This is a genomic window from Litchfieldella qijiaojingensis, assembly GCF_014651875.1.
Taxonomy (GTDB): Bacteria; Pseudomonadota; Gammaproteobacteria; order Pseudomonadales; family Halomonadaceae; genus Litchfieldella; species Litchfieldella qijiaojingensis.
The window spans coordinates 1-24,561 of record NZ_BMXS01000036.1 but is presented as its reverse complement, the minus strand read 5'-3'; the positions used below and the strand labels follow the sequence as shown (position 1 = coordinate 24,561).

Annotated in this window: 21 protein-coding genes, 1 pseudogene and 1 riboswitch; of the genes and pseudogenes, 12 read left to right on the top strand and 10 right to left on the bottom strand. The window is 61.0% G+C overall.

Annotated features, from left to right (window positions below):
• The first annotated feature begins 69 nt into the window (after positions 1-69).
• From IE093_RS21050 to IE093_RS21040, 3 genes are read left to right on the top strand one after another with little or no spacing between them, the layout of a single operon-like run.
• Positions 70-846, top strand: coding sequence for a GntR family transcriptional regulator (locus IE093_RS21050; protein WP_189472695.1), 777 nt, complete (start codon positions 70-72; stop codon positions 844-846).
• Positions 839-2,749: a sensor histidine kinase gene (locus IE093_RS21045; RefSeq protein ID WP_229803849.1), complete on the top strand. Its 1,911-nt coding sequence runs from the start codon at positions 839-841 to the stop codon at positions 2,747-2,749. The genes IE093_RS21050 and IE093_RS21045 overlap by 8 nt, the downstream gene beginning before the upstream one ends.
• Entirely contained in the window at positions 2,742-4,124 is a 1,383-nt protein-coding gene (locus IE093_RS21040; protein WP_189472691.1) for a sigma-54-dependent transcriptional regulator, read from the top strand. The genes IE093_RS21045 and IE093_RS21040 overlap by 8 nt, the downstream gene beginning before the upstream one ends.
• Here IE093_RS21040 and IE093_RS21035 read toward each other — a convergent pair.
• The 3 genes from IE093_RS21035 to IE093_RS21025 form a co-directional block, all read right to left on the bottom strand.
• On the bottom strand, positions 4,100-4,771 hold the full coding sequence (locus tag IE093_RS21035) for a metal-dependent hydrolase (RefSeq protein WP_189472689.1): 672 nt from the start codon (positions 4,769-4,771) through the stop codon (positions 4,100-4,102). The genes IE093_RS21040 and IE093_RS21035 overlap by 25 nt on opposite strands.
• Before the next feature lie 98 nt (positions 4,772-4,869).
• Positions 4,870-5,412, bottom strand: a complete 543-nt coding sequence (locus IE093_RS21030) for a gamma carbonic anhydrase family protein (RefSeq protein ID WP_189472687.1) — start codon at positions 5,410-5,412, stop codon at positions 4,870-4,872.
• 47 nt (positions 5,413-5,459) lie between these two features.
• Positions 5,460-6,800: a sodium-dependent transporter gene (locus IE093_RS21025; protein ID WP_189472685.1), complete on the bottom strand. Its 1,341-nt coding sequence runs from the start codon at positions 6,798-6,800 to the stop codon at positions 5,460-5,462.
• Between the two features lie 169 nt (positions 6,801-6,969).
• On the opposite strand from IE093_RS21025, the gene prlC reads away from it, so the two are divergent.
• The 4 genes from prlC to IE093_RS21005 all read left to right on the top strand — a co-directional run bounded on the left by prlC (position 6,970) and on the right by IE093_RS21005 (position 12,846).
• Positions 6,970-9,021, top strand: a complete 2,052-nt coding sequence (gene prlC / locus IE093_RS21020) for an oligopeptidase A (RefSeq protein WP_189472684.1) — start codon at positions 6,970-6,972, stop codon at positions 9,019-9,021.
• A gap of 18 nt (positions 9,022-9,039) precedes the next feature.
• Positions 9,040-9,297 carry a YheV family putative zinc ribbon protein gene (locus IE093_RS21015; protein ID WP_189472682.1) on the top strand — a complete coding sequence of 86 codons (258 nt, stop codon included), beginning with the start codon at positions 9,040-9,042 and terminating at the stop codon, positions 9,295-9,297.
• Positions 9,298-9,545: 248 nt separating this feature from the next.
• Positions 9,546-10,553 carry a TAXI family TRAP transporter solute-binding subunit gene (locus IE093_RS21010; RefSeq protein WP_189472680.1) on the top strand — a complete coding sequence of 336 codons (1,008 nt, stop codon included), beginning with the start codon at positions 9,546-9,548 and terminating at the stop codon, positions 10,551-10,553.
• Between the two features lie 97 nt (positions 10,554-10,650).
• Positions 10,651-12,846: a TRAP transporter permease gene (locus IE093_RS21005; RefSeq protein ID WP_189472678.1), complete on the top strand. Its 2,196-nt coding sequence runs from the start codon at positions 10,651-10,653 to the stop codon at positions 12,844-12,846.
• 107 nt (positions 12,847-12,953) lie between these two features.
• Here the strand turns inward: IE093_RS21005 and metF are convergent, their stop codons facing one another.
• Both metF and yddG read right to left on the bottom strand, forming a co-directional pair.
• Positions 12,954-13,793: a methylenetetrahydrofolate reductase [NAD(P)H] gene (gene metF / locus IE093_RS21000; RefSeq protein WP_189472676.1), complete on the bottom strand. Its 840-nt coding sequence runs from the start codon at positions 13,791-13,793 to the stop codon at positions 12,954-12,956.
• 217 nt (positions 13,794-14,010) lie between these two features.
• Entirely contained in the window at positions 14,011-14,916 is a 906-nt protein-coding gene (gene yddG / locus IE093_RS20995; protein ID WP_189472674.1) for an aromatic amino acid exporter YddG, read from the bottom strand.
• A gap of 201 nt (positions 14,917-15,117) precedes the next feature.
• On the opposite strand from yddG, the gene IE093_RS20990 reads away from it, so the two are divergent.
• Positions 15,118-16,014, top strand: a complete 897-nt coding sequence (locus IE093_RS20990; RefSeq protein WP_229803851.1) for an AEC family transporter — start codon at positions 15,118-15,120, stop codon at positions 16,012-16,014.
• On the opposite strand, the gene IE093_RS20985 is transcribed toward IE093_RS20990, so the two are convergent.
• Positions 15,975-16,721, bottom strand: a complete 747-nt coding sequence (locus tag IE093_RS20985; RefSeq protein WP_189472670.1) for a helix-turn-helix transcriptional regulator — start codon at positions 16,719-16,721, stop codon at positions 15,975-15,977. The genes IE093_RS20990 and IE093_RS20985 overlap by 40 nt on opposite strands.
• Positions 16,722-16,796: 75 nt before the next feature.
• A complete protein-coding gene (locus IE093_RS20980) occupies positions 16,797-17,345 on the bottom strand; it encodes a glutathione S-transferase family protein (protein ID WP_229803846.1) in 549 nt (182 codons plus the stop codon).
• Positions 17,346-17,573: 228 nt separating this feature from the next.
• Here IE093_RS20980 and IE093_RS20975 point away from each other — a divergent pair, with 228 nt between their 5' ends.
• The 3 genes from IE093_RS20975 (at position 17,574) to IE093_RS20965 (ending at position 19,123) form a co-directional block, all read left to right on the top strand.
• Positions 17,574-18,149, top strand: coding sequence for a TetR/AcrR family transcriptional regulator (locus IE093_RS20975; RefSeq protein WP_189472668.1), 576 nt, complete (start codon positions 17,574-17,576; stop codon positions 18,147-18,149).
• Positions 18,150-18,265: 116 nt separating this feature from the next.
• Complete coding sequence (locus IE093_RS20970; protein WP_189472666.1) at positions 18,266-18,649, top strand: DUF6152 family protein; 384 nt, start codon at positions 18,266-18,268, stop codon at positions 18,647-18,649.
• A 9-nt stretch (positions 18,650-18,658) separates the two neighbouring features.
• Positions 18,659-19,123: a hypothetical protein gene (locus IE093_RS20965; protein ID WP_189472664.1), complete on the top strand. Its 465-nt coding sequence runs from the start codon at positions 18,659-18,661 to the stop codon at positions 19,121-19,123.
• Between the two features lie 24 nt (positions 19,124-19,147).
• On the opposite strand, the gene IE093_RS20960 is transcribed toward IE093_RS20965, so the two are convergent.
• The 3 genes from IE093_RS20960 to metK form a co-directional block, all read right to left on the bottom strand.
• On the bottom strand, positions 19,148-20,515 hold the full coding sequence (locus IE093_RS20960; protein ID WP_189472662.1) for a phospholipase D family protein: 1,368 nt from the start codon (positions 20,513-20,515) through the stop codon (positions 19,148-19,150).
• Between the two features lie 324 nt (positions 20,516-20,839).
• Positions 20,840-22,249 carry an adenosylhomocysteinase gene (gene ahcY, locus IE093_RS20955; protein ID WP_189472660.1) on the bottom strand — a complete coding sequence of 470 codons (1,410 nt, stop codon included), beginning with the start codon at positions 22,247-22,249 and terminating at the stop codon, positions 20,840-20,842.
• A gap of 16 nt (positions 22,250-22,265) precedes the next feature.
• A riboswitch (S-adenosyl-L-homocysteine riboswitch) is annotated at positions 22,266-22,357 on the bottom strand.
• A gap of 133 nt (positions 22,358-22,490) precedes the next feature.
• Complete coding sequence (gene metK, locus IE093_RS20950; protein ID WP_189472658.1) at positions 22,491-23,711, bottom strand: methionine adenosyltransferase; 1,221 nt, start codon at positions 23,709-23,711, stop codon at positions 22,491-22,493.
• 408 nt (positions 23,712-24,119) lie between these two features.
• Between metK and IE093_RS20945 the strand changes: the two are divergent.
• A pseudogene (locus IE093_RS20945) lies at positions 24,120-24,561 on the top strand (transketolase); the annotation flags it as partial.

Below are 24,561 nucleotides of genomic sequence, written 5' to 3'. Positions count from 1 at the left end.
GTTCGGCACGCTTTTTTGCCACAATTTCGCACGCCCACTGCCAACGCCCTGCCTGCACGAGAGACCGCCATGGCCTATCAACCCGTTCGCCAACCGCGTATCGCCGATGTTATCACCGAACGCCTCGAGGCGATGATTCTCGAGGGCAGCCTCAAGCCCGGCCAGCGACTGCCGCCAGAACGGGCCCTGTCCGAGCGCTTCGGCGTCTCGCGACCGTCGCTTCGCGAAGCCATCCAGAAACTTGCTGCCCGTGGGTTGCTGACCAGTCGCCAGGGGGGCGGGACTTTTGTGACCGAAGAGCTCAACTCCCGTTACAATGACCCACTACTGGACATGCTTCCCCGTCACAAGGAATTCCATCTCGACCTGCTGGAATTCCGCGACGCCATGGAAGGCATATCCGCCTATTACGCCGCGCTTCGCTCCACGCCTGCCGACAAGGCAGTGCTGATCGAGCGCTTCGAAGAGCTGGAAGCCTGTTTCGCGGGACGCGACCCAGCCCTGGAGGCCAAGGCCGATGCCGCCTTTCACCTGGCGATCGCCGAGTCCGCACACAACGTTCTGCTATTACATACCATTCGTGGCATCTTCCACCTGCTGGAGAAAAGCATCGTTGACAACCTGACCCATCTGTTCGAGAAACCCGACTCCCGCCCGCGGCTGATGGAACAGCACCGAGAGCTGCTTGACGCCATTCTCGAGGGTCGCCCCGAAGATGCCCGCGCCCGTGCCCATGAGCACCTGGTATTCGTCGAAGAAGAACTGCTGGAGATGGAGCGTGCCGAAACGCGAGCCCAACGCGCACTACGACGCGCCCAGGCGATGCCCGAGCGTGTCGGTGGCTAAGCCCGCCCGACGCTCACGAGCGTGGCGCCTATGGCTGTTGCTTTTAGTACTACTGGGGTTCGTCGCGGTCGTCTGGCAAGCGGCAGAGGTCGCCCGCGACCAGGCCTTGCAGACCCTGCATGGCGAGGCCGAGAATGAATTGCGCCTTTCCGCTACGGGCCTTGAAGGCTACCTGTCACGTCATGATTACCTTCCCGAGCTGCTAGCTTCCCGGGAAGTCGTGAAACGCTTTCTAGCCTCGCCCGAGCAACAGGACGCGATGCCGGTCAACCTGCTGCTCGATCACTTCCGCGAAACCGCCAATGTCTCGGACATTTACTTGCTCGACCGCTTTGCCAATACCCTGGCGGCCAGCAACTGGCACCTGCCCAATACCTTCATCGGCCAGAACTATGCCTTTCGCAGCTACTACCAGGACGCCATCGCAGGTCGCCAGGGGCGCTTCCATGGTCTTGGCGTACAGTCGTTGGAGCGTGGCTACTACTTCTCCGCCCCGGTGATGCTCGACGACGATGACACCCCCGACGGGGTGATGGTGGTCAAGGTACTGCTCGATGCCATCGAAAACAGCTGGGCCGAGCAGAGCGCCGAACTGCTGGTCACCGACCGCGACGACATCATCTTCATGGCCAGTCACCCCGAGTTGCGTCTGACAGCGCTCTCGCCTCTTTCCAAGAAGGAACGAGAGGCTTTGCTCGCCACCCGCCGCTATGCCGACGAACCACTATCGCCTTCGGGCATCGAGATTCTCGAGACGCGAAGGGATCAAAGTCTGCTGGTCAGCTTTTCCCAAGGGCCGCTGAAGGGCGAGGAATACCTGCTGCTGACCCGCTCACTACCCGAGTTCGGCTGGGATATGCATATCCTCAAGCCTCAACTCCCGGTACGCCGCGCCCAGTGGCAAGCAGGGTTATTGGCTGGTGGCTTCTACGGGGTGGCACTGTTCGCAGGAGGGTTCGGTTGGCAACGCCTGCGGTTGCGTCGCGAACGTGAACTGTTCGCCGAGCGCGAGCGCCAGACTCTGGCCCGGGCCCGTGACGAGTTGGAGCGCAATGTCGAGCGCCGCACCCGCGACCTGGTCGATTCCAACCGACGCCTGTCCGCCGAGATCGAGGAACGCCGGCGCGCCGAGGCCAATCTGCGTCAAACCAGGGATGAACTGGTCCAGGCTGCCAAGCTGGCTGTGCTTGGTCAACTGGCCGCCGGCATCAATCACGAGCTCAATCAGCCATTGGCGGCGATTCGCGCTTATGCCGAGAATGCACGCACCTTCCTCGCCCGCAACCGGCTGGATACCGCCGACGCCAATCTCGAACAGGTCATCGAGCTGACCGCGCGGATGGCCGAAATCAGCGCCCAGCTCAAGCAATTCTCGCGCAAGAGCGGTGACAATCTGACTGCGGTATCGGTTCCGGCCTGTTTCGACTATGCGCTTCGCCTTTACCAGACACGCCTGCACTCGGCTGGTGTCGAAGTGGTGCGCCATTGGCCCGATCAAGATGTCTGGGTACGTGCCGACCTGGTTCGCCTCGAACAGGTCATGGTCAACCTGATCGGCAACGCCCTACAGGCCATGAACGATACGCCCACGCCACGCCTGGTACTCAGCATCGAGCCCCGTGGCAAGGAGGTGCGCATCGGTGTGGCGGACAACGGACCGGGCATCGCTGAAGAGCACCTGAAGCGCGTCTTCGAGCCCTTCTTCACCACCAAGTCGTCCGGCAGCGGGTTGGGACTCGGCCTGTCGATCTCATCGCGCATCATCGATGATTTGGGCGGGCGCCTCGAAGCCTGCAACCAAGCCAATGGTGGCGCACTTTTTACCATTGTCCTGCCCACTAGCCCCGACACTGTCATAAACTCCGGCCATCGCGACACCGAGGAGCCCAGCCCACATGCATGACGACTCAGGCAGCCCAGTATTGATCATCGACGACGAGGAGCACCTACGTATCACTGCCAGCCAAACCCTAGAGCTGGCCGGCTACGCTCCCGAGGCTCTGGTCAGTGCGGAAGCCGCCTTGGAACGTCTCACGCCGGATTTTCCCGGCGTGCTGGTCAGCGACATCCGCATGCCCGGCATGGACGGCATGAGCTTGCTGCTTGAAGTCCGGCGACGCGATCCGGATCTTCCAGTGATCCTGATCACCGGACATGGCGACATCTCCACCGCAGTGGAAGCCATGCGCGAAGGCGCTTGGGACTTCCTGGAAAAGCCCTTTGCCGGCGAACGCCTGGTGGAGGTGGTACGACGCGGCATCGAGAAGCGCCGCCTGAGCCTGGAGAATCGACAGCTCAAGGCCGAACTGGAGGCACAGCAATCCGCCCCCGGGCCGCGCCTGGTAGGCCGCACCTCGGCCATGCAACGCCTGGCGTCGATGATGCAGCGCATCAGCCAAGTCGAAGCCGATGTCTTACTGTTCGGTGAAACCGGCACCGGCAAGGATCTGGTGGCCCGCTCCCTCCATGAGCGCAGCACGCGTAGTGGCCAACCCTTCGTCGCCATCAACTGCGGCGCGGTACCAGAATCCATCATCGAATCCGAGCTATTCGGCCATGAAAAAGGCGCCTTCACCGGTGCCATGGAACGCCGCATCGGCAAGTTCGAATACGCCAATGGTGGTACGGTATTTCTCGACGAGATCGAATCGATGCCACTCGGCCTGCAAGTCAAGCTGCTGCGAGTGCTGCAGGAGCGTTGTGTCGAGCGGCTCGGTGCCAATGTGCCGATACCGCTCGATATTCGCGTGATCGCCGCCACCAAGGTTGACCTCAAGGTCGCCGCCGACGAGGGACGGTTTCGCGAGGACCTCTACTATCGGCTCAATGTGGTGACCCTACCACTCCCCCCACTACGCGAACGACGTGAGGATATCCCGCTGCTGTTCCAGCACTTTGCGGTAGTCGCCGCCAACCGCAGCGGCCTGGAGGCCCCACCACTGGATGCCGCCGGCATTTCAGCCCTGATGGCTCATGACTGGCCAGGCAACGTGCGCGAATTGCGCAACCTTGCCGAGCGCTACGTATTGCTGGGGGCCGCTCACGACTACCGGCTGGACGCCCTACTTGACAGTGCCGACCCCGGCTCCAGCGACATGGCCCTGCCGCAACAGGTGGAGCTGTTCGAGAAAAGCCTGATCAGTCAGTCGCTAGCCAGCCACCAAGGCCGCATTCCCGCGGTGTGCGAACACCTGGGGCTACCTCGCAAGACGCTCTACGACAAGCTCAAGAAGTACGGACTCAAAGCCGAGGATTACCGCCACGCCACCACGCCCTGAGACAACAGATCGACCAGAGTCTGCCAGGGCGGCAGCCAGGGCACCAAAGCGCCGGCGAGCACCAGCATCAGTATCGCGTTACCCGGCTCGCGGTAGTCGAATAACTTGAAGGCCGTACCAAAGGAGCGCTTGATGCGCGTACCGACCAGGTCAACGCTATACAACTCGTCAAGCAGCAGATGAATCAACGTGCCCATGGTCAGCGCCAGCCCATGCGCCCATGCCATCCAGGCCCCCTGCGATAGCCATTGGTAACTGATCACCGTAGTGATCAAACCGCACATAAGCGATGCCAGCAACGAATGCCAGATACCGCGATGCACGGAGAAGCGTTTGAACATCGCGCTCAACGCATAGCGAACACCAACATGCAGCCCGCCACAGGCAACCACTATCGCTCCGGGGCTGAGTCGCCCCTGCAACGACAGGGCGCCACCTACAACCGCCAGCACGGCAAATAGAGTGAATATCAAACGGATGGCATGGGATTGATCGGAGTCGATATCCGGCAGGATCCCGCCCAATGCAGTTGCCGCGGTCAAGGACGCAGCTTCGGCAGCCGTCAACTGAGCAGCCTGCCAGCCACCGAAACCAAGCAGCGCGCCGCCGACCACGGCGACACTGAGGTGGGTACGAAAATCGGCCATGAAAAAACTCGATATATACTGGATAAACATCCAGATTATGCGCAACATGGCCCAAGAAAACAATCAGTTGCCAAATGACGACAAGTTCAGGTGGAGCTCTAATGCGCCTGACCATCGGCCAGATACTGGTCCTTGAGCTTGACGTAGTTACCCGCGGTATAAGGGAAAAACTCGCGTTCCGACTCCTTGAGCGGCCGCAAAGCCTTGGCCGGATTTCCGGCATAGACATGGCCGCTTTCCAAGCGCTTGCCTGGCGTGACCACAGCACCGGCGGCGATGATCACCTCATCCTCGACCACCGCGCCATCCATGACAATGGCACCCATGCCAACCAGCACGCGGTTACCGATGGTGCAACCGTGCAGTACCACCTTGTGCCCTATCGTCACATCATTACCCACTGTCAGAGGGTGCCCGCCGGGGTTGAAATCGCTGGCATGGGTGATATGCAGCACACTGCCATCCTGCACACTGGTACGCGCGCCGATACGGATGCGATGCATGTCGCCACGGATCACCGCCATCGGCCAAACCGAACAGTCATCGCCCAGCGCCACATCCCCTAGCACCACACAGTCCGGGTCGATATAGACCCGTTCACCGAGACGTGGCGTAATCCCTTGAAAGGTTCGAATGCCCATAAAGCGCCTCCTGAATCACGAGACCAGAGCGGCCTCATTTCGCATCGTCATATCAGCCCGGACAATAGCACGATCAGTGTCAAGGGAATCGACACGAAGCGTACCAGTGCACGCCACGCTCGGAAGCCGTTGGGACCCGCATCCAAGGCACGCAACGCCGTGTCACGCGGCAGCACCCAGGCAGCGAAGATCGCTATAAGCAAGCCACCGATGGGCAGAAAGACATCGGTCGGCACCGTGGTCACCAACTCGAAGAAGTTCATTCCCGCCAGCCAGTGCACCTCGGCCATGGTCGAGAACGACAATACCGACAACATTCCGGCCAGCCACACTCCCAAGGCGACTATCGCCGTCGCTCGGCTACGCCGCAGCCCAAAGCCTTGCAGCGTCGCGACCATCGGCTCGGCAAGGTTGATCGACGAGGTCCAGGTGGCCAACAACAGCAGCAGGAAAAACAGCCCAAGCCACAGCGATCCCCATGGCAATTCGGCGAAGGCGATGGGCAGTGTCACGAACATCAGCCCCGGCCCCTCACCCGGGTCCATACCTTGAGCGAAAACCACCGAGAAAATGGCGATACCTGCCAGCAATGCCACCGCCACATCAAGTATCGCCACCGCCCCAGCGGCTCGTGGCAGGCTCTGGTGATCGGGCATGTAGGCGCCATAGGCCATCAGTGCACAGGCTCCCACCGCCAGAGTGAAGAAGGCATGCCCCAGTGCGTTGATGACCACTCCCACGCTGAGCGCCGACATGTCCGGTCGAAACAACCAAGTCAGGGCGGGAGCGAAGCCGTCGGTGAAGGCAGCATGGATCACCAGCACCACCAGCAGCACATACAGCAGCGGCATCATCAGGTTGTTGAGTTTCTCCAACCCGTTGGCCACCCCGGCCGCAACCACCGACATGGTCAATATCATGAACAATGTGTGATTGAAGGTCATGCGCAGAGGGTCGGCAAGAAAGGCGTCGAAATTGGCACCGATCTCCGCTGGCCCCAATCCCACGAAGTCACCGTTAACCGCCTCGACCAAGAACTCGATCGACCAGCCGGATACCACCGAATAGAACGACAGGATGAGGAACACCGTCAATGCGCCGAACGCACCGAGCCAGCGCCAGTGTGGGGTAACCTTGGCCTGCTGCGCCAAATGGGCCAGCGAGTGCATCGGACTACGGCGCCCAGCGCGACCGATCAAGATTTCCGCCATCATCACCGGCAAGCCGAGCAGCACCACGAAAGCGACATACAGCAGCAGGAAGACCGCACCGCCGTTCTCTCCTGTCATGTAGGGAAAACGCCAGATATTACCCAGCCCCACTGCCGCACCGGTGACCGCCAGGATAAAGGCTCGCCGTGAACTCCAACGCTCCAGTGTTTCGTTCATGTCTGATGATCCTTGAGATGCCGGCTACAGAGGTAACGCCCGGAGGGCCGCTCAGCCATCGAGGCGCAAGCCTAACAGCACTGAGATCCATGGGGTAGTTGAGGCTGGCCATTGAAACCCAACGTCCACGCCCGCATCTAACCTCAAGATTTCACTTTGGAGGTTCGATATGTCCCGCAACCCGCTGCTCGAGACCCACACCCTGCCACCTTTTGGCGAGATCCAGCCCGAGCATGTGGTACCGGCCATCGAGCGGCTGATCGAGGACAACCGAGCCGCCGTCGAGAATCTGGCCGAGCGAGCCAGCCAAGCACCTCCCAGCTGGGAAAGCTTGGCCGCGCCTCTCGAAACCCTGAACGACCGCTTGTCCCAAGCCTGGTCGCCGGTATCGCACCTCAACGCCACCATGAATTCCGAGCCCTTGCGCGAGGCCTACCAGGCCTGTCTTGGCATGCTTTCCGAATACAGCACGTGGCTTGGCCAGCATGAGGGGCTATGCCAGGCCTATCAGGCACTCAAGGACTCACCGGCCTATGCCCATCTCGACGAGGCGCAACGACGCTCGATCGATAACACGCTGCGTGACTTCCGCCTGGCTGGCATCGACTTGCCCGCCGACAAGAAACGGCGCTACGGCGAGATCCAGTCACGTCTGTCGGAGCTGGCCAATACCTTCTCCAATCATGTACTGGACGCCACCCAAGCCTGGCACAAGGACATCGGCGATGCCGCCGCCCTCGACGGCCTGCCCCAGAGTGCTCTCGACACCCTCAAGGCAAATGCCGAAGCGAAGGGCATGGACGGGTACCGCATCACTCTGGACTTCCCCAGCTTCTTCCCGGTGATCAGCTTTGCTCACGACCGAGAGCTACGCCGCGAGGTTTACACCGCCTTCGTCACTCGCGCATCCGACCAGGGTCCTGACGCCGGAAAATACGACAACGCCCCCGTCATCGAGGAAACTCTCAAGCTGCGCCACGAGTTGGCTGAACTACTGGGCTTCGCCACCTATGCCGACTACTCGTTGGCGACCAAGATGGCCGAGTCACCCCGACAGGTACTCGACTTCCTCGAGGACCTGGCACGCCGTGCCCACCCCCAGGCTCGGCAGGAGTTCGACGAGCTTGCCGACTACGCCCGTCAGGAGCTGGGAATCGAAGCCCTCGAACCGTGGGATGTCGGTTATGCCAGCGAGAAACTGCGTGAAGCCCGCTATTCGATTTCCGAAGAACAGTTGCGCCCCTACTTCCCCGCTCCGCGAGTGATCGACGGTCTGTTCCGGGTGGTCGAAACGCTTTATGGGATACAGTTCGAGGAAGACGACAGCGTCCCTCGCTATCACCCGGATGTGCGCTTCTTTCGCATCACCGAACATGGCGAGCCCATCGCCGGTTTCTATCTCGATCTCTATGCCCGAGAAGGAAAGCGAGGCGGGGCCTGGATGGACGAATGCCGAGTCCGCCGTGCCCGCGAAGACGGCAGCCTGCAATTGCCGGTGGCCTATCTAACCTGCAACTTCACCCGGCCGGTAGGGAGCAAACCCGCCCTTCTGACCCATGATGAGGTCACCACCCTGTTCCATGAGTTCGGTCATGGCCTGCACCATATGCTGACCAAGCAACAGGTCGCCGACGTTTCCGGTATCAATGGCGTCGCCTGGGATGCCGTCGAGTTGCCAAGCCAATTCATGGAAAACTTCTGCTGGGAACGCGAAGGGCTGGACCTGCTCGCCGGCCATGTCGACACGGGCGCCAAGCTGCCAGACGAATTGCTCGAGCGTCTGCAAGCGGCCAAGAACTTTCAATCGGCCATGGGAATGGTGCGCCAGCTCGAATTCTCGCTGTTCGACTTCCGCCTGCACCATGAGCTGACAGCCCCAACCGCCGCCGATGTCCAGGGCTTGCTCGACAGTGTTCGCGATGCTGTTTCAGTGGTTCCAAGAGCCAGTTTCAACCGTTTCCAGAACAGCTTCAGCCACATCTTCGCCGGCGGCTATGCGGCAGGCTACTACAGCTACAAGTGGGCCGAAGTATTGTCCGCCGATGCCTATAGTGCCTTCGAGGAGGCCGGAATCTTCGACCCTGAAACCGGAGCTCGTTTCCGTGGTGAAATCCTCGAGCAAGGCGGAGCCCGCGATGCCGCCGAGATGTTCCGCGCTTTCCGTGGTCGAGAACCGAGTGTCGAACCCCTGTTGCGCCACAGTGGCATACGTGCCGCCTGAGTGACGAGGAGAGTTTCGATGGTCATCACCAAACGCTTCATCGCCGGTGCGATCTGTCCGCGCTGTGCCGCCATGGACCGCATTCGCACGTGGGAGCAGAACGGCATTCGCTATCGCGATTGCGTCAATTGCGACTTCTTTGAACAACTCCCGATCGAGGACGAGGCTGCACCCGAAATTGAAACCCGCGTCAACCGACCGCGCCAGGAGCAGAAGGGTGACGAGTTGCAAACAGTGAAGATCCTCGACCCGAAGGGTCCGTCCCGTAATACCTGAACTATCCACTCCTGCCGCACATTTCCCTCAACGTCGACACTCTCCGGGATGTGCGGAAATCCGCACATCCCGGCGTGGGTAAATGTGTGAACTTCCGGACAAACCTCATCCTTCCTCATTCAACTTTAGTTGAATGAGGAGGGCTTAATTTCCTGTTTTGTCTATATTTTTAAATAGACGGCATACTCATTGCCGTATGCAAAGGGCCAGACATCACACTCAACGATAATGAATTAGAGGGTAATAGCATGTCAGCAAACAACTACCGCTTCCCATTGCCGCGCGTCGCCAGCGTCCTTATCTCAGGTGTTTGCGTCGGTGGCCTCATGATGGCATCCACCGCTCAGGCCGATCGCTCCGAGTGGCCAGAAAGCTTCACCATGGGCACTGCCAGCCAGGGCGGCACTTACTTCGTATACGGCTCCGGCTGGGCCAACATGATCGCCGATGAACTCGGCTTGTCCGGCGGCGGCGAAGTCACTGGCGGCCCGACCCAGAACCTCGCGCTGGTGCACAATGGAGACATCGCCTTTGGCATGACCACCATGGGCCCTGCCGCCGATGCCGTGAGCGGGAAAAGCCCGCTGGCCCCCGGGGTAGTCATGGATAACGTCTGCGCCATGTTCCCGATGTACGAGACACCGTTCTCGATCACTACCCTGGCCGGTTCGGGCATCACCTCCATTTCCGAGATTCCCGACGGAGCGCGCATCGGTTTCGGTCCGGCTGGCTCTACCTCCGACAGCTACTTCCCCGCCATACTTTCAGAGCTGGGGGTCAACTTCGAGCGCCGTAACGGTGGCTGGAACGATCTAGGCGGCCAGCTCCAGGACGGCCTACTCGATGTCATTGCCTTCGCCGCCGGCATCCCGATCCCGGCCGTCAGCCAGCTCGAGGTCCAGACCGACGTCAACATCATCGAGTTCACCGAGGAAGAACAGCAGAAAGCCATCGCGGCCTTCCCGGTATCGGAGTTCTCGATTCCAGCCAGCACCTATCAGACCCTCGAGGACGACGCCCGCGCTGTCTCGATGTGGAACTTCACCATCGCCGGTTGCGACCTGCCGGAAGACTTCGTCTACGAAGTCACTCGCATCACCATGGAAAACAACGACAAGATGCGCGAGGTCCACCGCAGTGCCGCCACTACCATCCCGGAAAATGTGGTTCATAACCACGTGCTCCCCTTCCACCCCGGTGCCGCACGCTGGTTTAACGAAAACGGCTACGAAATCGACGAGGCCCAGATCCACTAACCCGCTCAGCACCCCATGACGAGGGCCGGTGTCCGCCTCTTGTGGACGCCGGCTTTCGATTAGGCTCCTCTAGCTTGACTCTCAAGGGTAACTTCCCATGGGCAACAACCCCGATAAGCGACTCGAGGCGCAAGCCGACGACGCATTCGACAAGACACCCGAGGCCATTGCCCAGGGTGTCGATGAAGAAGTGGTTGAAGGTAACCGACGCCTGCTCTCCGGCTGGCTGTGGTGGCTGTTCGCCGCCCTGGCCATCATTTATTCCAGCTTCCACCTGTTCTCACTGAACGTCTATCCGCTGGAAACCTGGTCGTTTCGCATCGTGCATATCTGTGGGGCACTGATCCTAGGCTACGGATTCTATACCGGAGCTCGTTTCGTGGGCGAAGGCGAGCGTGCCGCCGCGCCCTGGATGCGCGGCCTGGGCTATGCGCTGCTGGTTCCAGCACTCTATGCCCTGATGCAGGTCGGGTTGATGTGGCGCGATATCAGCGGCGGTGCCATGCGCATCGAGCCGTATATCGAAGCCTGGCATTTCGGCCTGCCCTTGATTGCCACCACGGCCATTGCCATCGCGCTGTCCTGGGCCTATCGTCAGACCCGCGAACGGTTGAGCCCCCCCGACCTCGTGCTGATGGTCTGCGCCGTGGCCAGTGCCGGCTATTTCCTGGTGATCTACAACACACCACTGCGCATGTCGACCGGCACCTCCTTCGCGCCGATGGGCATCTCCTACGCGGCCATCGCCGGGTCGCTGCTGATTCTCGAACTGACCCGTCGCGTGGCCGGCATGGCACTGGTGGTCATTTCGCTTGTGTTCCTGCTGTATGTCTTCGCCGGTCCGTACCTGCCGGGCTTCCTCGGCTACCCCGGGTTGTCGGTCGGGCGCTTTTTCAGCCAGGTCTATACCGATGCCGGTATTCTCGGGCCAACGACCGCCGTGTCATCGACTTACATCATCCTGTTCATCATCTTCGCCGCTTTCCTGCAGGCTTCCAAGGTCGGTGACTATTTCGTCAACTTCGCCTTCGCCGCGGCCGGTCGCGCACGTGGCGGCCCCGCCAAGGTAGCCATCTTCGCCTCTGGGCTGATGGGCATGATCAACGGCACCAGTGCGGGCAACGTGGTTTCCACCGGCTCGCTGACCATCCCATTGATGAAGAAGGTCGGTTACCCGAGCCGCAGCGCCGGCGCCATTGAGGCCGCGGCCTCCACCGGCGGGCAGATCATGCCGCCGATCATGGGCGCCGGGGCCTTCATCATGGCCGAGATCACCGGCATTCCCTACACCGAGATCGCCGTCGCGGCGCTGATCCCGGCGATCCTGTATTTCGCTTCGGTCTACTTCATGGTCGACTTCGAGGCAGCCTACAAGGGCATGCGTGGCATGCGCAGCGATGAGATCCCTCTCTTCTCGCGCCTGGTCAAGCAAGTTTATCTGTTCGCCCCGATCGTGATCCTGATCGCCGCGCTGTTCATGGGCTACTCGGTGATCCGCGCCGGCACCCTGGCCACCGCCTCGGCGGCCGTGGTGAGCTGGGTGTCGCCACACAAGATGGGCATACCCTCGATCCTGCGTGCCCTGCAGTTGGCCGGCACCATGTCGATCCAGATCATCGCCGTGTGTGCCTGTGCCGGGCTCATCGTCGGGGTCATCTCGCTGACTGGCGTAGGCGCGCGCTTTTCGTCGCTGCTGCTGGGCCTGGCCGGGTTCAGTCAGCTGCTGGCACTGTTCTTCGCCATGTGCATCAGCATCCTGCTGGGCATGGGCATGCCGACCACGGCGGCCTATGCCGTGGCCGCTTCGGTGGTCGCTCCCGGCCTGATCGGCATCGGCATCCAGCCACTGGTGGCACACTTCTTCGTGTTCTACTTCGCGGTGGTTTCGGCGATCACTCCCCCGGTGGCACTGGCCTCCTATGCCGCGGCCGGCATCTCCGGAGCCAATGCCATGCAGACCTCGGTGACCTCATTCAAGATCGGCCTGGCGGCGTTCATCGTGCCGTTCATGTTCTACTACAGCCCGGCGATGCTGTTGGAGGGCAGCGGCTTGCAGATCCTGCGCGTGGGCGTGACCGCGACGATCGGCATCGTGATGCTGGCAGCGGCTGTGCAGGCCTGGTTCTTCGGCCCCGTCAAGGCTGTGGTGCGTCTGATACTGCTGGTGGGCGCCGTGTGCATGATCTACGGCGGCATCTATAGCGACCTGGCCGGTCTGGCCGTGGGTATCGGTCTCTACCTGCTGCAACGACGCCATTCCTTGGCTGAAGGCAAGGTGCCGGGGAAATCCTGAGCCTGGCTCCCATGACAGAAAACCCGCAGGCAATGGGCCTGCGGGTTTTCTTTTTGCACGACAACGACGAGTGGAGATTCCCCCAAGGCAGGGAATCGCGCCCCGGATCAGGAAAGGTTATCGAGGACCTTGAGCGTCGCTTCAGCCTGGTTGAGGGTGTAGAAATGCAGACCCGGCGCACCGCCATCGATCAATTCCTGGCACAGCCGGGATACCACCTCCTCGCCGAAAGCCCGGATCGAAGCACTGTCGTCGCCATAGGCCTCCAACTGCTTGCGGATCCAGCGCGGAATGTCGGCCCCGCAAGCGTCGGAGAAACGCGCCAGCTTGGTATAGTTGGTGATCGGCATGATGCCGGCGACGATCGGCACCTCGACCCCTAGGCGCCTGGCCCGTTCGACGAAGTGAAAATAGGCCTCGGCATTGAAGAAGTACTGGGTGATGGCGAGATTGGCTCCGGCCCTGACCTTGCGCGCGAAGTTCTCGAGATCCTTCTCGAAGTTCGGCGCTTGAGGATGCGACTCGGGGTAACCCGCTACAGCGATCTCGAAATGGTTGCCGGTTTCCTCGCGAATGAACTCGACCAGCTCGTTGGCATAGCGGAACTCGCCAATGCCGCCCATGCCTGACGGCAGATCGCCACGCAGTGCCACCAGGCTCTTGATTCCATCGTCGCGATAGCGTGCAAGCAGCTCGCGCAGTTCGCCCTTGTCGCTACCGATGCATGACAGGTGCGGTGCCGTTTCGATACCGCATTCGCGTACTGCCTTGACGGTCTGAGTGGTGCGTGCCTGGGTGGAACCACCCGCGCCATAGGTCACCGAGAAGAAGCGTGGCTTGCGCTCGGCCAGGGCATCGCGTACACCCATCAGCTTCTCGCGCCCGGCCTCGGTACTGGGCGGAAAGAACTCGAAGCTGATGTCCAGCGAATGCTCTTGTAAACTCATTGATTCAACCCTCTCTGGTCGCCCTGGCGAGCGACTCTCATATTCGGTATTTTCATCTTCAGGCGATTATCGACGCCGAGACATCCCTCTCGGCCATCGGCCAGCCTTGGTCATGTGCGCATTGTGCCGACATCCAGGTGTTGCGACCAATGAAAGTTTCCCTGGCTGTGTATCGATTTCAATCATATAAGAAGTCGTTGTAATAGAACCAGTGGCACTAAGCTCTCTCTTCATGAGGCTCTCTGCCCGGCCACCGCAACCTTCCGCTACCGATGAACATCCCCAAAGTGATCAACACGGCAGCTACCGCCAATAGCGCCGAAGGAACGGCATAACCGGTGGCAATCAGCACCAGGGTCGACAACAACGGGGTGAAATAGGCCAGGAACCCCAACAAACGCAGGTCGCCATGCTTGACTCCCACGTCCCAAGTGAAAAAGGCGCTACCCACCGGCCCCAACCCCAGGCCTATCACGCCCAGCCAACCCACCCCTTGAGGCCACTGGGTCGTCTCGAATAGCAGGTGACACAGAGCCGCCAGCAACGCCGTCACCAGGCAGAAACCACCGACCGCCGCAGTAGGAACGTCTCGGATCACCCGTGAAAGAACCGAATAGCCGCTCCATACGAAAGCGCAGGCCAACGCGGCCATGTAGCCGAGTGCGCCACCTCCCGCATTCACATCGCCCCCCACCAGCAAGGCGGCTCCAGAGAACCCCAGCAAGGCACCGATGACATGAGCCGACTTCAACCGTTCACCCGGCAGCAACGCCACGAAGAGCACGATCAGCAGCGGCCACAAGTAGCTGATCAGCCCCGCATTGGCCGGCGGTGCATTCTGCTGGGCAACGAAATAGAGAGCGTGATAACCGAATAGCCCACCGACACCCAACACCCAAACGCCGAACGGCTGCCGGAGTGGCGCAACCAGCGAAGCCCCGCGCCATTGCAGCCAGACAGCGAAGCAGACAAAGGCGATGGAGAATGCCAGCGCAGTGAGCAGGAAAGGTGGTACTGGCCCAGAGAGCTGGGTCAACGCCGCAAGCAGCGCCCAGTTGAACACGGTGGTCGCACCAATGGCGGTAGCGCGGAGCTTCGGCGCAGACAAGCGGGTCTCGGTCATGGCGATTTCCTCGGTCATGAAAGCGAGACCAAGCTTGCCAGCCAACGCGATATGCGACTTGAACAATTCTGACCTTCAAATCCCATCCGTCGCCCTTGGCACTGACAACGACCGCCGAACCAGGCATGATGCATGTTTTTATATGCGGAAGCGCGAATAGTGGAACTCGATCTGGGCCCCACTCTCATCACTCCCCTCTGGATGCTGCTGGCCTTCGTCGGTCTTGGCTGGCTGTGCGCACGGCGGCTGGCCATCGATCCCCGGCCCATCGCCACGCTGCTGATCTACCTGATTGCCCCGTTGACCTTCTTCCGCGGCCTGATCCTGGGTGGCCCGACACCGACTTACCTGCTGCTGACGCTGGGCTCCTTCGTTGTCGCCAGCCTGATATGCCTGTTGGTCCAACGCCTGGTTCGCCCCTTCTTTCCGGCTCAGGAAGCCGCGGTGCTGGCCTTTTCGGGAGGTACCGGCAACACCGGCTATTTCGGGCTGCCCATCGCCATGGTGCTGCTGCCTCCCGAAGGCGTGACCTTATACCTGTTCTGCCTGCTGGGGATCACGCTCTATGAATTCACCGTCGGCTTCTATGTGAGTGCTCGCGGGCAATTTTCGGTGCGACAGAGTCTGGTCAAGATCGCTCGCCTACCGCTGGTATACGCTTTCCTTGCCGCCCTGCTGGCTAGTGCGCTGGAAATCGCGATACCTGGGCCGGTAATGGATAGCCTCGCGGTATTCCCGGCCACCTATACCCTGCTGGGCATGATGATCATCGGCATGACCCTGGGGCGCGTGACGATACGCGAGTTGGATGCGCGCTTCATCGCAGCCTGTGTGGTGGTGCGCTATGGGCTGTGGCCACTGATCGCCCTATTGGTGGTCGTAACATTGCAGACCACCATCGGCATCGCCCCGGAACTGGCCTTGGCACTGCTATTGATCGGCGTGGTGCCAATGGCCGCCAATGTGGTGGTGGTCGCCATGGAGCTTTCGATCCGTCCGGAGAAGGGCGCTATCGCCGTACTCGTGACTACGCTTGTCGCTCCACTACTGATCCCGCTCTATCTGGAAGGGTTGCTGCGGCTCACCGGACTAGCCTGAGCACCTCGCCACTGGCGAGGCGATACCCCATGTTGGGCCCGGAAGGCACGCGAGAAATGCGCCGCGTCGGCAAAGCCGCAGGCCAAGGCGACCTCGGTGAGTGAGACCCGAGAATCCAGCATCAACCGCCGAGCCCACGCCAGGCGTCGTTCGACCAGCCAGGCATGGGGAGAGCGGCCAGTCAAGGCGCGGAACTGACGGGCGAAGACAGCCTCGGCCAAATGACAGCGTGCCGCCCAGTCACGCACTCGCCAGGGACGTGCCAGATCGGCCTCGATCTCGGGCAGCAGCCGCAGTAGTCGCAAGCGGGGTTCGCGATCTTGCACCCAGGAGTGCGTCAGCACCTCGCTCAACCAGCCGGCCAGCGCCGCCGAATCACCAACAACGAGCCGGCGGGCACGGCTCAGCAGCTCTGGTGGCAGCCGGCGCGGGCGGGTCTCGAACAACGCGCCCAAGTGCAGTGTCTCGCACCATTCGACCGGTAGATCCAGTGCCAAAGCGACATTGTCGCGCGGGGCCAGGTAGTGATGCTCGACGCCCGTGGCAATGGCGGCCAGTACGCCCGGTTCGACTCGCATGCCACTTCCCGCGACCTCCAACTCGACGCACCCATCCAGCCCCAGCAGAAGCTGGTGAAAGGCATGGCGATCGGTCAGCACGCGCTCAGGGTAGACACGCGTTTCGAAGATAGGACGAGCCGCAGACATGCAATGCCTCTAGCAGCGGTAAAGGAGAAGCCGCAGACAACCCGGCGCCTGCCGCTTCAGTGTATCACTAACCGGTCATGCCGCCTTGGCATCGATCAGCACCTTGCGACAGGATTCCCGCTCGTGTAGCCGCTGCACGTAAGCCGCAAGACGCGGCACATCGGCGAACAGGGACGCTGCCGAGGGCAGCTTGAACAGGTAGTCGAGCATCGGGGCTGCGATGGCATCGGCAATGGTGAACTGCTCACCGACCAGATATTCGCGCTTTCCCAGTTGGGTATCGAGCAGCCTCAACATCCTCGATACCTCCGGTTGGGCTTCCTTCACCCTGTCCATGCGCACGCTGCCATCCGCCCCCTTGGGAAAAGCGAACTCCAGCAGGTAACAGCGTACCAGCGCCTGGTCAACATACAGTGCCAGCACGGCGCACCATTGATCCACCCGGGCGCGTTCCCAGAGGTCGCCAGGCTGTAACGCCGGTCCGTCGAAGGCAGCATCCAGATAGCGGCAGATGGCGGCCGTCTCGTACAGCCGGCGCGCACCATGCAGCAGCACCGGCACCTTGCCAAACGGATGCAAGTCGAAGTGTCGCTCGTCCTGAAAGAAAGGCGACCTGCTCGCCATCGACGGTGGTTCCCACCGTGTAGGGAATTCCCTTCTCTTCACAACACAACTGGACGCTGCGTACGAACGTGCTGAACTGGGGACCGTAAATATGTACCTGCTCGCTCATGATTGCCTCCTGAGTGTTCATTGACCACTTGACCCTAGCGCCAAGCACTATATGTTCAAGAACATATGGTGAGTTCGCGGCATCATTGCTTCGCCGAGACGATCAAGGAGGGAATCATCATGCCCTGGAGCGAGACCCATAAATCCCGTACCCGCGAGCGGATCCTGCACTCGGCGGTTACTCTGTTTATCCGACACGGATTCGACGGCATCAGCATCGATGCCGTCATGGAACACGCAGGCCTTACCCGCGGGGCCTTCTACGCTCATTTCTCGTCGAAGAGCGAGCTATACACCAAGGCAATCCACTTCGCTGCCCGACAAGGAGCGGCCGAGCTTGCCACAGCGGAGAATGCCGCCATCAGGATCGAGCGCTATCTCAGTGAGGAACACCTGCGTGGCGGCAGCATTCAGTGTCCGCTGGCCTGCCTGGTCAGCGATGTTGCCCAGCAGGACGAACGAGTCAGGGCGACCTATACCCGCCTGTTCGAGGGCTTCATCGACTACTTCAGCTCGACTTCGGATCCAGACGACCCGGCACGCCGACAGGTGCTGCAACAAACGGTGACGATGATCGGTGGCCTGGCGATCGCGCGCACGTTGACCGATGACGAACTGGCCAATGAATTGCTCGACGCCTGCCGGGAACTGGCCCATTCATTGGCACAGGAGGGTGAGGAAGCCGCCATGAAATGACGACACTATGGCGATGCGATGACGTTTCGGTGACGGTGCAACATGATCTGTTTGCAGGCGCGTTGACCAGGACTAGCCTTGGAAGGAATAGTGACGAACCTTGCGAGGCCGCCGCCATGATCATCATCCGACATCGCCTGTTGCTGCTCGCAATACTCTGCCTGCTGCTGCTCGGCTATGCGCCCTCCGCCGCTTTTGCCCATCATGGTTGGAGCTGGTCCACCGGCGAGAACATTGAACTCGTCGGCACCATCACCGAAGTGAGCCTTGGCAACCCCCACGGCAGGCTCACACTCGACGTCGACGGCACGGCCTGGACCGTGGAAGTCGGCCAGCCCTGGCGTAACGAGCGGGCTGGGCTCGAGGAAGGCGATCTGGCCGAAGGTGTCGAAATCCGTGTACTTGGGGCTCCTTCAGCGAACCCGGATGAGAAACGGCTGAAAGCCGTCAGGCTTTGGATCGACGACGACGAATACACGCTCTACCCCGGTCGAGTCTGAGCCTCGACAATGGAGGCGCTGTTGTTGCTGCTCGAGCAGTCATCGCCGGCCCAGTGGCTGCGCGTTTCGCGCTGGGGCTATGCATCGATCAATACGCTGCATGTGCTGGGGATTACCCTACTGGTAGGCGCCATCGTACCTCTCGATCTACGCCTGCTGGGGTGGTGGCGCAGTATTTCCCTCGAGCCGTTGGCCCGATTGCTGCAGAGTGCGGCGAGCGCTGGGTTACTGCTGGTGCTTGCCACCGGTCCCTTGCTGTTCATCGGCCGGGCCACGGAATATGCCGGGCAGCCACTATTCCTGGTCAAGCTGGGCCTGATCGCCCTGGCAATCGCCAATGCCCTGACACTCAACCTCGGCCCGGGCCTGACGGGCGCCTCCGCCTTGCGCCTGCGCATTGCCGGCGGTATTTCCCTCCTGCTGTGGCCAGCCATCGTGGTCGTGGGGCGCTTTATAGGCTTTGTCGCCGACTGAATGGCAATCAGGTACGGCAATGCCTTACAACAAGTGCTCGATATCGAGTCGCCGAATGAACCATGCCTTGAACTTGCGCCAGGCACCCCCCGGCTCTTCATTCAATATCACCCGGCGCCCCTCCATCTCGGTACGCCAGAGGAGCCTCCCATCGCTGGACAACAACACTTCGTAGCTGCGCTCAGGGTCCATCCCCTGCTCTGCCAATGACCAGAGTTCATTCCCCAATGCGGGGCTGTCGATCAGCAATCCGACCTCGCTATTCCACCACACCGAACGAGGATCGGCGTTCATCGTACCGATGAAGACCCGATCGTCATCGAAGGCCATGGCCTTGATGTGCAGGCCAGAGACTTCGCCGGAAGCATGCGGTCCGTCTCTTGCTGGTGGCCTCGGACGCAGCTCGAAGAGACGCGCACCGTGGGATAACAGGACAGGTCGCCATGGCATATAAGCGCCATGTAGGGAGGGTTGATCCGTTGATTCCAGAGAATTGGTGATAACCGTCAAGCTAACGCCCCGATCGGCTAGCGCCTCATGGTAGCTGGCACCTGCCGGGGTTGGCACGACATATGGCGATATGAGCAGCAGCCGCTGGTCCAGACTGCGAAAAGCATCACCCAGCTGGCCCAGCAGCGTCAGTTCCAGCGCAGGATACCTCTCTACATCCAGTTTTTCCGGTCGGTCCCATATTGCGATGGCTGGCGCCCATTCCAATGACAAGAGCAGGGCCTGGCCAGCCTCACCGACAAAACGTTGCGCCGAGGGCTGAGTCGAAAGAGCTTTCTTCTGTCTTGCATCGACACTGAACTTGACCAGCAAATCGCGCCAGGCGCTAGTCGGGGCTTGTGAAAAGTACCGTAGCGGTACCGCCAATGGATGGTTCCAGTAGTCATCGAAGCTGTCAGACAGCGCACTCACCACAGGGCCAATCGCCATGACATCAAGGTCATTGAAGTTGACATCGTCAGGGGCAACCTCGAAATATTCATCGCTTAGGTTGCGACCGCCGGTGATACCTACCACACCATCCGCCAACCACAACTTGTTGTGCATCCGCCGATGCCGCTGGTCGAAGTCGACGGCCAACGCCAGGAAGTAACCCAGCCAGCTGCCCCGCCCAGCCGGGACCGGATTGAAGACACGTACCTCGATATTCGGGTGACTGTCGAAAGCAGCCAGCAACTCCTGCTTGCCGACACTGGTCATGTCATCGAGCAGCAAACGCACACGGACACCACGCTGCGCAGCATCCAACATCCGCTTCAACACCGCGCGTCCAGCCCGATCGTCCCCCAGCATGAAGGTCTGTATATCGAGAGTTGCCTGCGCATGATCCGCCAAGGCAGTTCGCAGGGCAAACGCTTCCGGCCCCTCTGTCAACAACCGCAAGCCACTCAGTCCCTCATGTTTCCCAGTGGCCTGCCTGGCCCAAGCCCCTAGATAGGTAGCCTGCGCGACTTCACGATCCAAGGCTGTCGAGAATGTCCGGGGGACCTCGATCGTTGCACAACCGCTCAGTAGCGCAACGCCAACCCATGTCAGTAGGATTCGCTTCGCCTTGGTCACCCGAACAGCCCTACATCGAATGCGTTGTTTCTCAGTATCATGGAACCGCGCTCTGCCGACGAGCCGCCCTCACAGTGACATCATCGAACCCAGTCAACGCAAAACGCCGCCCATGGGCGGCGTTTTGTCTGGATGTCGATATCGCCATCAATAGCGGTATTCATCCGGTTTGAACGGCCCCTCCACCGGAACCCCGGTATAGTCGGCCTGGTCTTCGGTCATCCTGGTGATGATCCCGCCAAAGCCCTCGACCATGTAACGGGCGACCTCCTCGTCGAGATGCTTGGGCAGCACCGATAGCGTCAAGGCCGCGGCCTTCTCCGCCGCAGGCAGATCGGCGAAACGGCGCTCGAAGAGGTGGATCTGCGCCAGCACCTGGTTGGCGAAGGAACCGTCCATGACCCGTGAAGGGTGACCGGTGGCATTGCCCAAGTTGACCAGGCGCCCTTCGGAGAGCAGCAGCAGATAGTCATCGCTCTCAGGGTCGTAATCGTCCGGGTCGCTGTCGCGATAGACCTTGTGTACCTGAGGCTTGACCTCCTCCCAGTGCCACTGCCGACGCATGTAGGCAGTATCGATCTCGCTGTCGAAATGGCCGATGTTGCACACCACCGCGCCCTTCTTGAGCGCCTTGAGCATCGGCGCGTCACAGGCGTTGATATTGCCAGTGGCAGTGACCACCAGATCGATCTTGCCCAGCAGTTCGCGATTGATGCTGCTCACCCCTTCGTTGATACCGTTCACGTAGGGTGACACCACCTCGAAACCGTCCATGCACGCCTGCATGGCACAGATGGGGTCGATCTCACTGATCTTGACGATCATGCCCTCCTGACGCAGGGACGCGGCCGAACCCTTGCCGACATCGCCATAACCCACCACCAGGGCCTGCTTGCCGGCCATCAGGTGGTCGACCCCACGCTTGATGGCATCGTTGAGGCTATGACGGCAGCCGTACTTGTTGTCGTTCTTCGACTTGGTCACGGCGTCGTTGACGTTGATCGCCGGCACCTTGAGAGTACCGTCTCGCAGCATCTCATGGAGGCGATGCACGCCGGTGGTGGTTTCCTCCGAGATGCCATGGATCGCATCAAGCAGTTCCGGATGCTTTTCATGCAGCAATGCCGTCAAGTCGCCACCGTCGTCGAGCACCATGTTGGGCGTCCAACCGTCGGGGCCGGCAACGGTCTGCTCGATGCACCACCAGAACTCCTCTTCCGTTTCACCCTTCCAGGCGAATACGGGGATGCCGGCGGCGGCAATGGCAGCCGCCGCATGGTCCTGGGTCGAGAAGATGTTGCACGACGACCAGCGCACGCTGGCGCCCAGCTCGATCAACGTTTCGATCAGCACCGCGGTCTGGATGGTCATGTGGATACAGCCGGCGATACGCGCGCCCTTGAGCGGCTGCTGCTGGCGATACTTCTCGCGGATTTTCATCAGCGCCGGCATTTCGGTCTCGGCGATGCGAATCTCTCGCCGGCCCCAGTCGGCCAGTGTGATGTCGGCGACCTTGTAGTCCTGAGGGGTTGTATCAGCGGAAGCCAGTTGGCTCATCGTTCTACTCCATTCCGAGGAATGGGCGCCGTTGCCTATTGCACCGCTTCTGCCCGAGCCTCGCACCCGCGCACTCACGTCGCTGGTGCTGCAGCGCCCCTCGGGCAGCAGCAACTGAACCATCAGGTTTCCAGCAGTTCACTACAGGCTGAGCGATTTTTCAATCATCGAGCCATCTTCACCGGCCACAAACGCCAACGCCCCGCGGTGCGGGGCGTTGGCAGCGGCGAAACGGCGTGGTTTAGAGGCCTGCGGCGTCGCGCAGCGCCTCGGCCTTGTCGACCTTCTCCCAAGGGAAGGCCAGGAAGGTCTCGGTACGCTCCTCGCCATCGACATCCGTCCAAGTGTAGCTGGCTTCGAACGGCTCGCGACCAAAGTGACCATACGCCGCGGTGAGCTGGTACATGGGATGCAGCAGGTCGAGCATGCGGGTAATGGCATGCGGGCGCAGGTCGAAGTGCTCGCGTACCAGCTCGATGATTCGGGTATCGCTGACCTTGCCGGTACTGAAGGTGTTGACCGATACCGAGGTCGGCTCGGCCACGCCGATCGCATAGGAGACCTGGATCTCGCACTTGTCGGCCAGCCCCGCGGCAACGATATTCTTGGCTACGTAACGGCCGGCATAGGCAGCGCTGCGGTCGACCTTCGATGGATCCTTGCCGGAGAAGGCGCCACCGCCGTGGCGAGCCATGCCGCCGTAGGTATCGACGATGATCTTGCGCCCCGTCAGGCCGCAGTCGCCCACCGGGCCGCCAATCACGAATTTGCCGGTAGGGTTGATGTGGTACTTGGTAGCTTCGCTCAGCCACTCGCTCGGCAGCACTTGCTCGATGATCTCGCGCTTGACCATCTTGCGCAGCTCTTCCGCGTCGACATCGGGATCATGTTGGGTCGACAGCACCACGGCGTCCACTGCGCAGGGCTTGCCGTCGTCGTCGTAGCGGAAGGTGACCTGACTCTTGGCGTCTGGCCGCAACCACGGCAGCATGCCATTCTTGCGCAGCTCTGCCTGACGCTCTACTAGCCGATGCGCGTAATGGATCGGCGCCGGCATGTAGGATTCGGTCTCGTTGGTGGCATAGCCGAACATCAAGCCCTGGTCGCCAGCCCCCTGGTCTTCGGGCTTGCTGCGGTCGACCCCTTGGGCGATGTCGACGCTCTGCTTGCCGATCAGGTTGAGCACGCCGCAGGTCTCGCCGTCGAAGCCCACGTCGGACGACGTGTAGCCGATATCCATGATCACCTGACGCACCAGCTCTTCCAGGTCGATCCAGGCCGTCGTCGTGATCTCGCCGGCCACGATGGCCACACCGGTCTTGACCATCGTCTCACAGGCCACGCGTGCCTGCTTGTCGCGAGCGATGATGGCATCCAGCACCGCATCGGAGATTTGATCGGCAATCTTGTCCGGGTGCCCTTCGGATACGGACTCGGAAGTAAACAGGGAGTATTCGCTCATGGCGTCCTCGACCCTCTCTGTAAAAGATGATGCAGTGCTAGGCATTCAAAACGAAACCGAGGCAAGCAAGCCGCGCCGCAACTCTCTGAATTGGCGGCATACGCTACACTCGTCGAAGCCCGACTGGCTATGGCAGCCGACTTTGGGGGCAAGAGTTTACACCCTGGATGGTTTCGTTCCTAGAATTTGCCGCTGGTCGAGGCCATGATTCCCTCTCAACCGCTCGCGGACGAGCGTGGATGGCCCAATATTTGATGGATGAGCGTATCTCGGCGACAATAAGCGCCCTGATTCATCCGCGCCGCCCCCTCGTGCGGTGCCATCTAGCCATCAGATTGTCGATCGGTCGCAGCCAAGGCTGTGAGTGATCGGCGTTATGCTTATTTGCCGCAGGCGAGGAGCTACCCCATGCCGTCCCGTTTCGAACTGGCCAATGCCATTCGCGCCCTGTCCATGGATGCCGTGCAGAAGGCCAACTCCGGCCACCCCGGTGCCCCCATGGGCATGGCCGACATCGCCGAAGTGCTGTGGAACGATTACCTCTCCCACAACCCGGCCAACCCCCACTGGGCTGACCGCGACCGCTTCGTGCTCTCCAACGGTCACGGCTCGATGCTGCTCTACTCGCTGCTGCACCTGACCGGCTACGACCTCGGTCTCGAGGACCTGCAGCACTTCCGCCAGCTGCACTCGCGCACCCCCGGCCACCCGGAACTCGGCTACACCCCGGGCGTCGAGACCACCACCGGCCCGCTCGGCCAGGGCCTGGCCAACGCGGTGGGCATGGCCATCGCCGAGCGCGCCCTGGCGACCCAGTTCAACCGCCCCGGTCACGGGATCATCGATCATT